The 15,291-nt window shown below is 71.9% G+C and carries 16 protein-coding genes; 9 read left to right on the top strand and 7 right to left on the bottom strand.

All coding sequences use genetic code 11. The features are described from left to right. The first annotated feature begins 79 nt into the window (after positions 1 to 79). The 4 genes from IOD14_RS33095 to IOD14_RS44575 all read left to right on the top strand — a co-directional run bounded on the left by IOD14_RS33095 (position 80) and on the right by IOD14_RS44575 (position 3,817). The gene (locus IOD14_RS33095; protein WP_212672270.1) at positions 80 to 1,432 is read left to right on the top strand and encodes an amidohydrolase; all 1,353 of its coding nucleotides are present in this window, start codon (positions 80 to 82) and stop codon (positions 1,430 to 1,432) included. Between the two features lie 65 nt (positions 1,433 to 1,497). Continuing rightward, positions 1,498 to 2,667 (top strand): cytochrome P450, encoded by a 1,170-nt coding sequence (locus tag IOD14_RS33090; RefSeq protein WP_212672269.1) that lies wholly within the window; start codon positions 1,498 to 1,500, stop codon positions 2,665 to 2,667. A gap of 102 nt (positions 2,668 to 2,769) precedes the next feature. Next, positions 2,770 to 3,459, top strand: coding sequence for a DUF899 domain-containing protein (locus IOD14_RS33085; RefSeq protein ID WP_212672268.1), 690 nt, complete (start codon positions 2,770 to 2,772; stop codon positions 3,457 to 3,459). A 172-nt stretch (positions 3,460 to 3,631) separates the two neighbouring features. Then, complete coding sequence (locus tag IOD14_RS44575; protein ID WP_079162746.1) at positions 3,632 to 3,817, top strand: hypothetical protein; 186 nt, start codon at positions 3,632 to 3,634, stop codon at positions 3,815 to 3,817. A 2-nt stretch (positions 3,818 to 3,819) separates the two neighbouring features. Here the strand turns inward: IOD14_RS44575 and IOD14_RS33080 are convergent, their stop codons facing one another. The 3 genes from IOD14_RS33080 to IOD14_RS33070 form a co-directional block, all read right to left on the bottom strand. After that, on the bottom strand, positions 3,820 to 5,763 hold the full coding sequence (locus IOD14_RS33080) for an ABC transporter ATP-binding protein (RefSeq protein ID WP_123988484.1): 1,944 nt from the start codon (positions 5,761 to 5,763) through the stop codon (positions 3,820 to 3,822). Positions 5,764 to 5,969: 206 nt separating this feature from the next. After that, positions 5,970 to 6,425, bottom strand: coding sequence for a hypothetical protein (locus IOD14_RS33075; protein ID WP_123988483.1), 456 nt, complete (start codon positions 6,423 to 6,425; stop codon positions 5,970 to 5,972). After that, the gene (locus tag IOD14_RS33070; RefSeq protein ID WP_249126117.1) at positions 6,416 to 7,078 is read right to left on the bottom strand and encodes an ATP-binding protein; all 663 of its coding nucleotides are present in this window, start codon (positions 7,076 to 7,078) and stop codon (positions 6,416 to 6,418) included. Before IOD14_RS33070 ends, IOD14_RS33075 begins: the two co-directional genes overlap by 10 nt. A gap of 260 nt (positions 7,079 to 7,338) precedes the next feature. Between IOD14_RS33070 and IOD14_RS33065 the strand changes: the two genes are divergently transcribed. Then, on the top strand, positions 7,339 to 8,199 hold the full coding sequence (locus IOD14_RS33065; RefSeq protein ID WP_123988481.1) for a helix-turn-helix transcriptional regulator: 861 nt from the start codon (positions 7,339 to 7,341) through the stop codon (positions 8,197 to 8,199). Further along, a complete protein-coding gene (locus IOD14_RS33060) occupies positions 8,200 to 8,454 on the top strand; it encodes a DUF397 domain-containing protein (RefSeq protein ID WP_123988480.1) in 255 nt (84 codons plus the stop codon). Between the two features lie 170 nt (positions 8,455 to 8,624). Here the strand turns inward: IOD14_RS33060 and IOD14_RS33055 are convergent, their stop codons facing one another. Then, positions 8,625 to 10,163: a PLP-dependent aminotransferase family protein gene (locus IOD14_RS33055; protein ID WP_212672267.1), complete on the bottom strand. Its 1,539-nt coding sequence runs from the start codon at positions 10,161 to 10,163 to the stop codon at positions 8,625 to 8,627. A gap of 46 nt (positions 10,164 to 10,209) precedes the next feature. On the opposite strand from IOD14_RS33055, the gene IOD14_RS33050 reads away from it, so the two are divergent. Then, entirely contained in the window at positions 10,210 to 10,689 is a 480-nt protein-coding gene (locus IOD14_RS33050; RefSeq protein ID WP_123988478.1) for a carboxymuconolactone decarboxylase family protein, read from the top strand. A gap of 131 nt (positions 10,690 to 10,820) precedes the next feature. On the opposite strand, the gene IOD14_RS33045 is transcribed toward IOD14_RS33050, so the two are convergent. From IOD14_RS33045 to IOD14_RS33035, 3 genes are all read right to left on the bottom strand, one after another. Further along, positions 10,821 to 12,308 carry a glutamate synthase subunit beta gene (locus IOD14_RS33045; protein ID WP_123988477.1) on the bottom strand — a complete coding sequence of 496 codons (1,488 nt, stop codon included), beginning with the start codon at positions 12,306 to 12,308 and terminating at the stop codon, positions 10,821 to 10,823. 162 nt (positions 12,309 to 12,470) lie between these two features. Next, positions 12,471 to 12,950 (bottom strand): anthrone oxygenase family protein, encoded by a 480-nt coding sequence (locus IOD14_RS33040; protein ID WP_123988476.1) that lies wholly within the window; start codon positions 12,948 to 12,950, stop codon positions 12,471 to 12,473. Between the two features lie 277 nt (positions 12,951 to 13,227). Further along, entirely contained in the window at positions 13,228 to 13,935 is a 708-nt protein-coding gene (locus tag IOD14_RS33035; RefSeq protein ID WP_212672266.1) for a DUF2293 domain-containing protein, read from the bottom strand. A 123-nt stretch (positions 13,936 to 14,058) separates the two neighbouring features. Here IOD14_RS33035 and IOD14_RS33030 point away from each other — a divergent pair, with 123 nt between their 5' ends. Together IOD14_RS33030 and IOD14_RS33025 are read left to right on the top strand one after the other, a co-directional pair. Then, positions 14,059 to 14,691 carry a uridine kinase gene (locus IOD14_RS33030; protein WP_212672265.1) on the top strand — a complete coding sequence of 211 codons (633 nt, stop codon included), beginning with the start codon at positions 14,059 to 14,061 and terminating at the stop codon, positions 14,689 to 14,691. A gap of 168 nt (positions 14,692 to 14,859) precedes the next feature. Further along, positions 14,860 to 15,291, top strand: a complete 432-nt coding sequence (locus IOD14_RS33025) for a CBS domain-containing protein (RefSeq protein WP_212672264.1) — start codon at positions 14,860 to 14,862, stop codon at positions 15,289 to 15,291.

Here is a 15,291-nt window from a genome sequence, read left to right as displayed (position 1 = left end):
CCGGGCCGCCGCGACAGAGCGGCGACGGGATGCGCGGTTCACGCACTGCGAGGGCACGACCGCGTCGTACGGTGCCTGTATGACGCCTTCTCCCGCAGGTCTCATCATCTCTCGGTGCACGGTGCTCACGCACGACGATCAAGAGCGGGTCGGGTTCGCGCGGGACGCCGCGATCGTCGTACGGGACGGTGTCGTCGAGTCGGTGACCAGCAGCGCGCGGGCCGAGGAACTGCCCGCCGCGGAGCGCATCGACGCGCGGGGGCAGATCGCCCTTCCCGGGCTCGTCAACTGCCACACCCACGCGCCCATGGTCGCCCTGCGCGGCGTCGCGGAGGACCTGCCGACCGAGGAGTGGTTCAACGACGTCGTCTGGCCGATCGAGTCCAACCTCACCGAGAGAGACGTGGAGTTGGGGGCGCGGCTGGCCTGCGCCGAGATGATCCGGGGCGGTGTCACCTGCTTCGCCGACCACTACTTCTCGATGGACGCCGTCGCCGCGGTCGTCGAGGAGTGCGGGATCCGGGCGTACCTCGGGCAGGCCTACTTCTCCTCGCAGGGACCCCAAGGGCGGGAGAAATCCCTGGAGTTCGCGCTACGGCACCGCGGCGGCGCCGGAGGCCGCATCACCACGGCCCTCGCCCCGCACGCGCCCTACACCGTGGACGAGGCCGACCTCGCCGCGACCGCCTCGCTCGCCCGGGAGCACGGCCTGTCCGTCCACCTCCACGCCTCCGAGAACCGCGACCAGGCCGAGACCAGCCTCGCCCGGCACGGTGTCACGCCCATCGAGGTGCTGCGGCGCACCGGGATCCTCGACACGGACGTCCTGATCGCGCACGGCAGCGGCATCCTCGACCGCGACCTGCCCCTCCTCGCGAGTGCCGAAGGCCGTACGGCCGTCGCGACCGCCCCGCGCGGCTACCTCAAGTTCGCCTGGCCCACCACCACGCCCGTCCGCGCCCTGCACGAACTCGGCATCCCCGTCGGACTCGCCACGGACGGCGCGGCCTCCAACAACTCCCTGGACGTATGGGAGTCGATGGCGCTCACCGCGCTGATCCAGAAGTCCACCACCGGCGACCCCCGCTGGCTGACGTCCCGTCAGGCACTGCACCACGCAAGCCTGCAGAGCGCCCGTGCGGTCGGACTCGGTGACGAGGTCGGCAGCATCGCGCCGGGCCGCCGTGCCGACATCATCCTGGTCGACCTCACCGGCCCGCACACCCAGCCCGTGCACGACCTCGCCGCGACCCTCGTCCACAGCGCACGCTCCTCCGACGTCCGCACCACGATCGTCGACGGCCGCGTCCTGATGCGCGACCGCGAGCTGCTGACCATCGATGTCCCCTCAGTGGCAGGGGAGTTGAGCAAGCGCCTGCCCGCGCTCCTCGACCGGAGCCACGGCAGGCGGATCCAGGACTACGACACCTGATCAACTCGCCCGCGGGGACAGCGAGTCCGGCAGTCCGTGATCTCGGCGCCGCTAGGCTGACGTCCATGGATCCCGCCGACGGCCTCCTCGACCACCCCTACGACGTGTACCGGCGTCTGCGCGACACCGCGCCGGTGCATCGGATCCCCGGCCCCGACGGGACGCCCGCCTGGATCGTCACGCGGTACGAGGACGTGCGGGCGGCGCTCGCGGATCCTCGGTTGTCGCTGGACAAGACGCATGCCACGGCGGGGACCTACAAGGGGTTCTCGCTGCCACCGGCGCTCGACGCCAACCTGCTCAACATGGATCCGCCCGATCACAGCAGGATCCGACGGCTGGTGGGCCGGGCCTTCACACCGCGCCGGATCGAGCGGCTGCGTGAGCCGATCCGGCGCACCGCCGACGGGCTCCTCGACGCGCTCGGCGACCACGGCACCACCGACCTCATCGCCTCCTACGCCGCGCCCCTCCCGATCACGGTCATCTGCGACCTGCTCGGCATCCCCGACGAGCACCGGCTCGACTTCCGGGTGTGGACCGACACCCTCGTCGCACCCGACCCCACGGCGGGGCCGAACGCCGCCAAGGAAGCCGTCGTCGCGATGCTGGGCTTCTTCACCCGGCTGCTCGCCGACAAGCGCCGTGCCCCCGCCGACGACCTGCTCTCCGACCTGATCGCCGTCCGCGACGAGGGCGACCGGCTCACCGAGGACGAGCTGATGTCGCTGGCCTTCCTCATCCTCTTCGCCGGGTACGAGAACACCGTGCAGCTGATCGGGAACGCGGTGCTCGCACTGTTCCAGCACCCCGACCAGCTCGCCGCCCTGCGCAAGGACCCGGACCTGCTGCCCGCGGCCACCGAGGAGTTCCTCCGCTACGAGGGCCCTGCCCTGCTGGCCATCCGCCGCTTTCCCGTCGAGGACATCACCATCGGCGGGGTCACCGTCCCCGCGGGCGAGACCGTCTGGGTCTCCCCGTCCGCCGCCAACCGCGACCCCGACCGCTTTCCCGACCCCGACCGCCTCGACCTCGCCCGCGACGCCTCCGGTCACCTCGCTCTCGGCCACGGCATCCACTACTGCCTCGGCGCCCCGCTGGCCCGTGCCGAGACCGAGATCGCCCTGGCCGCGCTGCTGGAACGGTTCCCGGACCTCGCGCTCGCCGAGCCCACCCCGAGGTGGCGCAACTCCCTGCGCGCCCGCGGCCTGCTCGCGCTCCAGGTGTCGTACTGAGTCGACCGGAAAACCCGTCCCGGAATCTTCTCGCGACAGCGATGAGTTCCGCCCCTCCCCACGGTCACCACCCCGAACGGACCGTCGCACAGGAGGGACCCCATGGCGCTTCCGGAGATCGTCTCGCGGGACGAGTGGCGCGCGGCGCGCGAGGAGCTGCTGGTCAGGGAGAAGGCGGCCACGCGTGCGCGGGACGCCCTCAACGCCGAGCGGCGCAGACTGCCCATGGTCGAGATCGAGGAGAAGTACGTCTTCGAGGGCGGCGACGGCAAGGCCGGCCTCCTCGACCTCTTCGAGGGGCGCGGCCAGCTCGTCGTCTACCACTTCATGTTCGCGCCGGAGTGGGACGCGGGCTGCCGCAGCTGCTCCGCCTTCCTGGACCAGATCGGGCACCTGGCGCATCTGAAGGCACGGGGGACGACCTTCGCGGCCGTGTCGAGAGCGCCGTACACGAAGATCCTGCCGTTCAAGGCACGGATGGGATGGACCGTGCCCTGGTACTCGTCGTACGGCGACGACTTCAACCGCGACTTCGAGGTCACCCTGGAACACGAGGGGGAGTGGACGGAGCGGCCCGGCATCAGCTGCTTCCTGCGCGACCGCGACCGGGTCTTCCACACCTACTCGACCTATGAGCGCGGTCTCGACGGACTCGGTTCGACCACCAGCTTCCTCGATCTCACCGCGCTGGGCCGCCAGGAGGAGTGGGAGGAACCCAAGGGGCGCGCGTCCGCTCTGGGGGCGCCCGCCGGCAGCGTGCGCATTCGGTATCACGATGAGTACGAGGACTGACACATAGAGCGACCGAAGTGACCGTTGAGTAATCGAACTTTCACGCTTCGCGCTGAAGGCGTGTCAACTACGTCTCAGTCCGGCAACTCACCGAGGCTTTCGGCCCCCGGAAGGCGTTAACTCCTACAAGTGCTCCTACGGGTGAGCACACGCTTTCTGGAGGTGCAGGGTGGTGAACGGGCGAACAGTGCTCGAACGCTTTCCCGCTGGCGGGCCGCGAGGATCGTGGCCGGCGGAGGAGTTCGCGCAGGCGAGGCGTCTTGAAGGACTGCCGGCGGAGGTCGTCATGGACCTTGCGACGGACACGTTCCTGGTGATCGTCCGCAGTGGAGAGGCAGCCGTCGACGCCGTCGCGTGAGGTCAGCCCGCCTCCTTGGCGGGCACCTTCGCCGTGAACTGCTCGGCCTGGAGCGCGTACAGCTCCGCGTAGACACCTCCGGAGGCCAGGAGCTCGTCGGGCGTTCCCGACTCCACGAGCCGGCCCTGCTCCAGCACATGCACCAGATCCGCGTGGCGCACGGACGCCAGCCGGTGGGTGATCAGGATGACGGTCTGACCGGTGCCGGCCAGGGCCCGGATCTTCTCGAAGACCTCCAGCTCGGCCCGGGCGTCCAGGGCGGCCGTCGGCTCGTCCACGATCAGGATGCGGCCGCGCCGATAGGCGGCCCGGGCGATCCCGAGCCGCTGCCACTGCCCTCCGGACAGCTCGTGCCCGCCGCTGAAGTTGCGGGCCAGCAGGGTGTCCAGGCCGCGCGGCAGATCGGCCAGCACCTCTCCGGCACCGGCCTCCGCGACCGCGCCGGACACCCGCTCGTCGGTGAGCGGCACCGAGGAGCGGCCCACCGCCACATTGACGCGGGCGGTGAACGGCCACCGCTTGAAGTCCTGGGCGACCATCGCGACCCGCTCGGCGAGCAGCTGCCGGTCCGCGTGCGCCGTGTCCACGTCGTCCCACAGGATCCGGCCCCGGTCGGGGGCGTACAGCCCCGCGAGCAGCTTCACCAGGGTGGTCTTGCCGGAGCCGTTCTCCCCGACCAGCGCGACGATCCTGCCGAGCGGCACCGTGAGCGTCACGTCGTCGAGCGCCGGGCGGGCCGCATCACCCTGGTAGGTGAAGGAGACGTGCTCGAAACGGATCTCGCGCGGCTCGGCGGGCAGATCGACCCCGCCCTCCGGGATCGCCCGCTCGGCCGCCTCCGCGTAGAGCCGCTGGAGATCGCCGACGAAGAGGGCCTCCTCGTGCAGCGCGTTCACCTCGACGACCAGCGTGTCCAGGCTCTGCGAACCGGTACGGATCGCGATCACGGCCGTACCCGCCACCGACAGGGCCATCGCGCCGGCCAGCAGCAGCCCGCCCAGCGTCGCGTACGTCGCCGCCGTCGCGATCCCCGTCCAGGCCGCCGCGATCAGCCCCGTCCGGGCGGCCAGCCCGGCCAGCCGGGCCTGCTCCGCCTCCGCCGTCTCCGACATCGCGCGAAAGTGCCTGAGCAGGAACGGCCCCACCCCGTGGACGCGGATCTCGGGTGCCGCCTCGGGCTCGATCAGCAGGGCGCCGAGCAGCCGCCCCGCGCGCGCGTGCTGCACCCAGGCGTGGAAGGACTCGTACCGGCGGCGCGCTATCGTCAGCGCGCTCCACGCGCTCGGGATCGTCATCGTGACCAGCAGCGGCAGCAGCGCCGGGTGCAGCACGGTCAGCACACCGGCCGCCGCGATCAGCGAGATCATCGCGTTCACCACGCGGGTGGCGAACGAGATCATCCGGCGGGCCGAGGCAGCGCCGTACTGGGCGGTGTCCAGCAGCTTGTGGAAGGCGTGGTCCTCGATCGCGGCGAGCTCGACGGTGGCCGCCCGTTCCAGATACCGCTCGGTCGCCACCCGCTCGACCTTGGGTTCGAGGCGTCCGGTGGCGTAGGTGGACGCCGCCCGCAGCAGCGCTCCCACGAGCATGACGGCGGCCATCGTCACCAGCGCGGGCACCGCTCCCCGCAGCCGGTCCTCCAGCGCGCCCCCGCCGATCAGCCGCCCCAGCACGCTGTTGACGGCGAGCAGACTCACGGCCTGCGCGAGCCCCCGCCCCACCTCGGCACCGACCACGGTCCGCGCGGCCCGCGGATCGGCCTGCCAGGCCAGCCGGAAACTGCCCGACAGCAGAGCGGGCAGCCGCACCACCATGGCCCGGAACCCCAGCTCCAGAAACGCGTCGGCATGGGAGTTCCACCCCATGTCGTACCGCAGGGGCCCACCGAAGAGCAGCTGCTCCGACTCGGAGACCCCGGGTTGCCGCGTGTCGCCCTGTTTCCCCACCGTTGACCTCCCCCGATCGTGGACGGGGCAACTATGGCGGGGCCGGCAGTGGGGAGGGAGGGCGCAGAGCGAGTTTCACAGTGCGCGCGGGCGCACGCTTCCGAGCGCCGGAGCGGTGATCCACTCAGGGGCGCGGAGCTGCCTCGCCGCACGGCTCCGCCGCGCGGACGGGTGCGGCCCCCCTGCGGCCGCACCCCGAGGACGGCCTAACCGGCGGAGCTGACCGGCCGCGACCAGTTGGGGGTGGTCCCCGTCAGCCGGCACAACGCCAGGTACAGCGGTATCGGCGGTGTGTAGGGCAACGTCCCCTCCGGCCGGCGCACGAGAGACGGCACCACCGGGGCGTCCGGAACAACCGCCCCGGTGGCGTACTGGGCGGGCGCCGGCCACTCGAGCGCGTAGTCGGAGTCGGCGGGCACGAGCCACCACCAGTGCGTGTCATCGGCGTACACGCACCCGACCCTCGGCAGCCGGGACACCAGCTGCCGGCTCAGCGGCACCGGCACCCCCACCGCGTCGCAGCCCAGCGGCACCGTCATCCCCTCCGGTACGACCAGCCTGTGCGGCGTTCCGGACGTCCCCGGTGCGCGCAGCTCGCGTCCGAGGCGGACCAGCGTGTCCAGGGTCAGCACCTGGCCGCCGGGCCCGCTCCTCACGCCCATGCGCCCGCGCTCCCCGTTCCGTGATCGCGGGCTTCCCCCTCGGGTGCCGCTCTGTGGTGCTCCTCGGCCTCGTCACCCTGCCCCGGCCCCCCGGAGGGAACCGGCTTCGGGCGGGCCCCCCAGCCCAGGTCGTTGCGCGGGCCGGTGTCCTCGCGGGGCTCGTCCGCCTTGCGCGGCAGCTCCGCCCAGACCAGCAGCCCGGGACCGTGCTCATGGGCGCCCCACGCGTGACAGAGGGAGTCGACGAGGAGCAGTCCCCTCCCGTGCTCCTCTTCGCCGCGCTGCGGGGACGGGTGCGGTTCACCCGGTGCGCAGCCCTCGTCGCGTACGGCTATCCGTACCAGGTCGTCGTCGTCGTGCAGCTCGCAGACCACACGGCTGCTCGCGGTGTGCACGATGGCGTTGGTGACCAGCTCGGAGACCACCAGGGCGGCTGAGTCGCAGGTGTCCTCGCAGACCGACCAATGGGTCAGTCGCGCCCTCGTCAGACGTCTGGCCTGCGCGGGAGAACCCGGATGCGCGGCCAGCTCGAAACGGAACCGGCGCCGGGCAGCGGCCCTGTAGAGGCCTGCTCCCGCAGCGGCACCGAGACCCTGGGGGTGGCCTTCGGCGGCATCTGTTCCTAAGGGCGGGGACGGAATCACGCTTGCCACTATCGCCCCGTCGTGAACACTTGGCAAGTGTCACTCTGAAAAATGCAGAGTGCTGTGTGACGCGGTCGGAGGCCGTGGCACACTGCTCGCAACAGCATCTTGAGCGGCGCCAGTTGGGATCACCGGAGATCCGTACGTATCGGTATTCGTACCGATGGTCATATCCGTACAGATCTTCGATTTAGGTCTTCGAATGGCGCCGCTGGGCTGTCAGCATGCTGCTGGCTCGACGCCCGTACATGACTTCGTGGAGGTGGAGCGTGAGCGAACCGCGGTCCGCGCCGACGGTCGGCCAGGTCGTCCTCGGTCGGCGCCTGCTGGACCTGCGGGAACGCGCCGGGCTCAAGCGCGAGGAAGCGGCCCGCATCCTCCGTGTCGCCCCCGCCACCGTCCGCCGCATGGAGATGGCCGAGGTCGGCTTCAAGATCCCGTACCTCCAGCTCCTGCTGAAGGCCTACGGCGTCTCCGATCAGGAGGCCGAGGACTTCGTCCAGCTCGCCGAGGACGCCAACCGCCCCGGCTGGTGGCAGCGCTTCCACGACGTGCTGCCCGGCTGGTTCTCCATGCACGTCAGCCTGGAGGGCGCGGCCTCGCTCATCCGCGAGTACGAACCGCACTTCGTGCCGGGTCTGCTCCAGACCGAGGACTACGCGCGTGGCGTGCTGCGCTCGGGCGCCATCGGCCAGACCAGCCCCGACGACATCGAGCGCCATGTCGCCCTGCGCATGGAACGGCAGGGACTGCTCACCCGTCAGGACGCGCCCCGGCTGTGGGTGGTCATGGACGAAACCGTGCTGCGCCGCCCCGTCGGCGGCCCGGAGGTGATGCGTGCCCAGATCGACAAACTGCTCGAGGCAACGAAGCTGCCCAACGTGACGCTCCAGGTCGCCCCGTTCGCCAACGGGCCGCATCCCGGGACGTACGGGCCCTTCGTGCTCTTCCGATTCGCCGTGCCCGAACTTCCGGACATGGTCTACAGCGAGTACCTGACCGGCGCGGTCTATCTGGACGCGCGCATCGAGGTGGCGACCCACCTCGAGGTCATGGACCGCATGGCGGCGCAGGCCGCTACGGCACATCGCACGAAGGAGATCCTCCGGGATCTCCGCAAGGAGCTGTGAATGAACCGCATCAAGCCACGCCGACCCGTCTACAACGGCATGCCCGCGCGGGAGCTGGGGAGCGAAGGCTGGCACAAGCCGTGGAGCGGCGGCAACGGCGGCAACTGCCTGGAGGCGATGAAGCTCGCCGACGGCCGGATCGCCGTCCGTCAGTCCACCGATCCGGACGGACCGGCGCTGATCTACACCACCGACGAGATGACCGCGTTCATCGAGGGCGCGAAGGCGGGGGTGGCCGACTTCCTGCTCTCCTGACCCGCGTGCTCAATTGATGGGTAAGCACTTCATGGTTGCGATCGACACCACCGAGCCCCACCCCGCGCGAATGTAGAGGCACCGCACCCCCCACAGGCTCGCCCGTGCCGGCGTCCGTCACTCACTGGACGCCGGCACCGGCATGTCCGGGGCCCCGCGCGGTGCCTGTCCTACGACATCTGCGTCCCGCCCGGCGGCAGCGACCCGCACAGCGCCTCCAGTGCCGCCGCGTAGGCGTGCTCGGGAGGCGTCGCGTACCCCACGACCAGGCCGTCGTGGGCCGGCATGTCCGTGTCCGGGTGGCGGAAGTCCGCGAGGCCGTCGAGCGCGAGCCCCTGGCGGATCGCGGCCTCGACGGCGGACCGCTCGGTGCCCGGCGGCAGCCGCAGCACCGCGTGCAGTCCCGCCGCGACCCCGCTGACCTCGATGTGCGGTGCGCGCTCGGCCAGCGCGGCGACGAGCCGGTCCCGGCGGCCGCGGTAGCGCTGCCGCATCCGCCGTACGTGACGGTCGTAGGCCCCGGAGACGATCAGGTCCGCGAGGGCCAGCTGGTCGAGCACGCTCGCCCAGGCCTCCCGCTCGCCCTTGGCCGCGAGCACGTCACCGACGTACCGCTCGGGCAGCACCATCCACCCCAGCCGCACCGCGGGCGACAGGCTCTTGCTGACCGAGCCGATCAGGATCACCTGTTCGGGATCGAGGCTCTGCAGGGCGCCGACGGGCTTGCGGTCGTAGCGGAACTCCCCGTCGTAGTCGTCCTCCAGCACCACCGTGCCACGCGCGCGTGCCCAGTCGACCACCGCGACCCGGCGCTCCGCGTGCAGTGGTCCGCCGGTGGGGAACTGATGCGCGGGCGTGAGCAGAACAGCCCGCTCACGGGCCAACCGGTCGACCAGCGCGCCGTGCTCGTCCAGGGGCAGCGGCACCGTCCGGACTCCCTCGGCCGCGAGCAGCTCCCGGTGGAAGGGCAGCCCGTACGCCTCCACGGCGAGCGGGCCGCGCAGGATCCGTCCGCCTCTTCCGCCGCCTGTTCCGCCACCTGTTCCGCCACCTGTTCCGCCTCCCGCTCCGCCTCCGAAGAGCAGGCGCAGGGCGTGGGCGAATCCGGAGCAGACGACGATCCGGTCCGGTTCCGTGCGCACGCCACGCGCGCGTGCGAGGTAGGCGGCGAGCGCCGCTCTCAGCTCGGGCCGTCCGGCGGGGTCACCGGGGCCGAAGACCTCGTTGGGGGCCTGCTGGAGGGCCCGGCGGTAGGAGGCGAGCCAGGCGGACCGGGGGAAGGCGGAGGCGTCGGGAGTGCCCTGGCGGAGGTCGTGACGGGTGGGGTGATCGGGTCGGGCGGGGCGGCCGGGCAGACCGGGGCGCGGCGCGCGACCGCGGGGCTGTCCCGCGGGCGCCTTCGGGGGTACGGCGGCCTGGAGCGGCCGGGCCCGTTCGGCCACGTGGGTGCCGGAGCCCTGGCGGGCGGTGAGCCAGCCCTCGGCGACGAGCTCGGCGTAGGCGTCGGCGACCGTGTTGCGGGCGACACCGAGGTCGGCGGCGAGCGAACGGTAGGGCGGCAAGCGGGTCCCTGGGGCGAGCCGGCCGCTGCGTACGGCCTCACGCAGCGCCCGGATCAGCGCGGCCCGCCTGCTCCCCGGACCGGAGAGTTCCAGGAGGAGGTCGGAGCCGCCGATCCGCTCCATGTGATTGACCCACGAATCTGCCATGGAAATGCACCCTACAGCCGGTCTTTCCAGCCCATAGGTTGGTCCCATGACGACGACGAACACGCACGTGACAGGCACGGCCCGGCTGAATCTCGCGAAGGCCGCCCCGAAGGTGTTCCGGGCGCTGATCGGCTTCGACGCGGCGGCCCGAGAGGGCCTCGACCCCACCCTCGTCGAACTGATCCAGATCCGCGCCTCCCACCTCAACCACTGCGCGTACTGCCTCCACATGCACACCAACGACGCCCGCAAGGCCGGTGAGACGGAGGACCGGCTCCACATGGTCCCGGTCTGGCGGGAGGCCCGCCATTTCTTCACGGAGAAGGAGCAGGCGGCCCTCGCCCTCACGGAGGCGGTGACGCTGGTGGCCGACGGGGGAGTCCCCGACGCCGTCTACGCGCAGGCCGCGGCCTGCTTCGACGAGCAGGAGCTGGCCCACGTGCTGTCCCTGATCCTCACCATCAACACGTGGAACAGGGTGGCCCTGTCGACGGCGAAGGTGGCGGGGACGGACGAGCGGGGGTGAGGGGCGGGGGTGAGGGGCGGAGGCCTGGGTGTGCGGGCGGGGTGAGAGGCGGGGGGCTTGGGTGTGCGGGCCGGAGTGCGAGGCGGTGAGCGGGCCGGGGTGAGGGGTGGGCCGGGGTGGGCGCGTCGGGCCTACACCGTCATCGGTCGGTCGTACGGACCGATCGGCGCCGGCAGTTGCGAGGTCCCCGTCAGATACCGGTCGACCGCCGCCGCGACCGCTCGCCCCTCAGCGATCGCCCACACGATCAACGACTGTCCCCGAGCGGCGTCCCCCGCGGCGAAAACCCCCGGCACGTTCGTACCGAACCCCGGGTCCCGGGCGACCGTCCCCCGGGGCTCCATCTCCAGCCCCAACTGCTCCACCAGCCCGTCCCCCCGATCGGGGCCGGAGAACCCGAGCGCCAGCAGCACGAGGTCGGCGGGGATCGTTCGACCCGTGCCCTCCACCGGCCGTCGCGCCGCGTCCACCTCGACGAGATGCAGCGACCGCACATGCCCGTCCCGGTCCCCGGTGAAGCGCAGGGTGGACGCCGCGAACAACCGCGCGTCCGCGTCGGCCGCAGGCGCCGTCCCCAGGTCCCGGGCCTCCTCGTGCGCCGCCGACAACCGGTAGATCTTCGGATACGTGGGCCACGGCTCGACGTCCTCGTCGCGCTCGTCCCCGGGCTGCGCGTAGATGTCCAACTGGGTCACGGAGGCGGCCCCTTCGCGTACCGCCGTCCCCAGACAGTCGGCCCCCGTGTCGCCTCCGCCCACGATCACGACATGCTTGCCGGCAGCCGACATGGGAGACTCCGCGAGCTCTCCCTCGCACACCCGGTTGGCCAACGGCAGATATTCCATGGCCTGCTGAATCCCCGCCAACTCCCGCCCCGGCACATCCAGTTCACGCCATGCCGTGGCCCCTGTGGCGATCACCACCGCGTCGTACCGGGCCCTGAGCTCCGCCGCCCCGACATCCCGTCCGACCGCCGTGGACGTACGGAACTTCGTCCCCTCGGCCCGCATCTGCTCGATCCGCCGTTCCAGATGGCGCTTCTCCATCTTGAACTCGGGGATGCCGTACCGCATCAGCCCGCCGAGCCGGTCGTCCTTCTCGTAGACGGCGACCGTGTGGCCCGCCCGCGTCAACTGCTGTGCCGCGGCGAGCCCGGCCGGGCCCGACCCGATCACCGCGACGGTTCGCCCCGACAGCCGGTCCGGCGGCCGCGGCGGCGCGAAACCGAGCTCCCAGGCCCGGTCCGCGACCGCCACCTCGACGTTCTTGATGGTGACCGCCGGCTGGTTGATGGCGAGCACACACCCCGCCTCGCAGGGCGCCGGGCACAACCGCCCCGTGAACTCGGGGAAGTTGTTCGTCGCGTGCAGCCGGTCGGCGGCCCGCCGCCAGTCCTCGCGCGAGACCAGGTCGTTCCACTCGGGGATGAGATTCCCCAGCGGACAGGCGTCGTGGCAGAACGGGATCCCGCAGTCCATGCAGCGGTCCGCCTGTGCGGTGATGATGGGCAGCAGCGCCCCGGGGACGTACACCTCGTCCCAGTCCCGGACCCGCTCCTCGACCGGCCGGCGGGGCCAGTCCTTGCGAGGGTTGGTCATGAATCCCTTGGGATCCGCCATGGCCGTCTTCCTTGCTCGCGCTGGTGACGCTGACGCGTCCGACAAGGCCGTGCGTCTTCGGGCGGCACTCCTGCGGAACTTCTTTCGGCCACGATACGACTCATCGGCCACTTGCGCAGAGTGCCGGTGAGCCGCCGTACAGCGGTTTTCCCATGGCTTTTCTCAGGTGAGGGCCAATATGTACGCCAGCGCCGCCGCGCCCGAGGCGACCGCGCGGACGTGGTTCCACATGGTCCACTCGCGCACGTACGTCGGCCAGTACGCCGCCGCCTCCGGAGTGCCCGGGTCCAGCTTGAGCAGGGCGTCGTTGCGGGGCACGTTCGCCACCATCGTCAGCCCGAACGTGCCGAACAGGTACAGCACGCTCCCCACCAGCAGCTCCACGGTCCCCTCGTCCGGCCACAGCACGAACGTCACCACCGCGATCATCGCGCACAGCAGCGCGGAGCCCGCGAACACGGCCATGAACGGCGGCCGCACCGCGGTCACATTGATCGCGTTCATCGCGGCGACGCCCTGCGCGGGCGGCAACGCGGCGAGCCCCCGCATCACGAACGTCGAGAACGCGCAGAACACCCCGGCCACCAACCCGGTCCCGAGCACCCCCAGCACCACCAGCACGAAGTAAGGCCCATCGATCATCGACACCAGCTCCCGCCTCCGGCCGGACCCTCGGCCCGGCACCACCCGTCCCCACCAGTCAATCCCGCCCCCACCCCCCGAACCATGGCCATTCCGCGCACCCCCATAACCGAACGTCCACCGCGCCGGGCGGCTGCGGGGTGCGGCGCAGTGCCGAGGAGGTTGAGCTCAAGGAGTTTGCGTTCAAGGAGGTTGCGTTCAAGGAGGTTGCCTTCAGGGGCGAGTCCGGGTTCCGGACCGACCCCGGTCGCCGTTGATCGACTTCGCCCACAGATCGTCAGACCGCCTCCTCCGGCGCCACCCTCCCCAGGTCCCGCCACTCGCTCAGCACCGCCTCCACCCGCCCCGAGATCCGCCGTCGTGCCTCGTGCCGCGCGACCCCGGTCATCAGCAACGTGTCGTACGGCGTGTCCACATGCCGCGCGGACGCCACCACCGCCGACACCACCGCCCCCTCCGTCAGGGCCCGCCCCGCCGCACTCCGCCCCACCCGCCCACTGCCCCGCAGGGACGCGTGCGAGGCGATGGCCCGGGCCCGCTCGTCGGGGCACCCCGGAAACAGCCGCCGTATCTCCGCGGCGAACGCCTCCGCGAACCGCACATCCTCCGCCGCCCGCCGCCGCGCGTCCCGGACCCGGCGTCGCCGCCGTGCCTCCGCGTCGGCCAGACACCGCTCCTCGGCCCGTGCCAGCCCCGCCTCCTCGACGAGGACGCCCTGCCGCTCGTAACGCCCCTTGCGCCGGTTGAACCGCACGACGACCGCCGACAGCGTGCTCTCGTCCCGCGACCGACGCGTGAGCGCCGTGTCCCCGCGCGGCAGGAACACCAGGTGCCCGAGATCGGCGCAGTCGAGACACCGCGGCGCCCCGCCCTCGACGACGAGCAGCGGCAGCGGCCCGCCCCGGCACTCCGCGCAGTGCCGCCTCCGCAACGGCTGTACGACAAGTGGTCCGCCACGGGTCGTGGGAGCTGCGAGGCCTGTCATGAGAGGTTCATTCCCCGGTCACCCCCACCACCGCACCCGCGTGGCCCGGCACTTCCCCGCGATCCAGCCCGCCGGGAACCGACCACCGCCCGTCCCGAACGTCGGCTGACGCATCATGGCGGTGTGCGACTCGAAGCGATCACCTGGGACCGGCTCGGCGGGCGGCTGGCCGACCGTCTCCTCGACCTGAAGCCCGCCGACGGCAGCCCCTGGCCGCGCGTCGCCCTCGACGGTGCCCCGGCGGCCCGCCCGGGCGAACTCGCCGAACGGGTCGGCGAGGCCCTGCGCATACGCGGCCGCCCTTCGCTCGTCGTCGCCATGGAGGGCTTCCTGCGCCCCGCCTCCGTCCGTCTGGAATACGGTCACCACGACACGGAGGCCTACTACAACGGCTGGTTCGACACCGGTGCCCTCTGGCGAGAGGTCTTCGGCCCCCTCGAACCCGACGGCGACGGCCGCGTCCTGCCCGACCTCTGGGACCCCGTCACCGACCGCGCCACCCGCAGCCCCTACGTCCACCTCCCGCCCGGCGGCGTCCTGTTGCTCCACGGCCCCCTCCTGCTGCGCCACTGGTTCCCCTTCGACCTGACCGTCCACGTCCTCCTCTCCGAGGGCGCCCTCCGCCGCCGTACCCCCGAGCCCGACCACTGGACCCTCCCCGCCTACGAGCGCTACGCCGAGGAGACCGATCCGGCCGCCGCAGCCGACGTCCTGGTCCGCGCCGACGACCCCCGCCACCCGGCGTGGAACGGCTGACCGAGCGGTTCGAGCACGCCGGTGTCGCCGCCCGAGCCGGGCGCGGCCGGGCCTCCGGCACCGCGGAGTTCCGGGTGCAGAGCCCCGGCGGCGCGGCGAGAATGAAGGGCGCCGGGACTTGCGGTGCCGTCCGCGCCGCGCCGGCCGTCCGGCACCGGGAGGTACTCCATGACCACCGCCGGAGACATCATGCACCGGGGCGCCCAGTGGATCCCCGCGCACGAGACCCTCGACCGCGCCGCCCAGTTGATGCGTGAACTCGGCGTCGGAGCCCTGCCCATCAGCGACGCGAACGAACGGCTGTGCGGCATCCTCACCGACCGCGACATCGTCATCGGCTGTGTGGCCGTGGGCCACGACCCGGCCGAGGTCACCGCCGGTGAGATGGCCCAGGGCACACCCCGCTGGATCGACGCGGGCGCCGACGTCACCGACGTGCTGCACGAGATGCAGGAGCACCGGATCCGCAGGCTCCCCGTCATCGAGAACAAGCGCCTGGTGGGCATGATCAGCGAGGCCGACCTGGCCCGGCACCTCACGGACGAGCAGATCGCCGGCTGGGCCGAGAGCGTCTACGCGCCCTCCTCCACCACCCACTGA

This window comes from Streptomyces sp. A2-16, from assembly GCF_018128905.1.
In the GTDB taxonomy this organism is placed as follows: Bacteria; Actinomycetota; Actinomycetes; order Streptomycetales; family Streptomycetaceae; genus Streptomyces.
The sequence above is the reverse complement of the archived record's forward strand: the minus strand, read 5'-3'. Positions and strand labels throughout refer to the sequence as shown.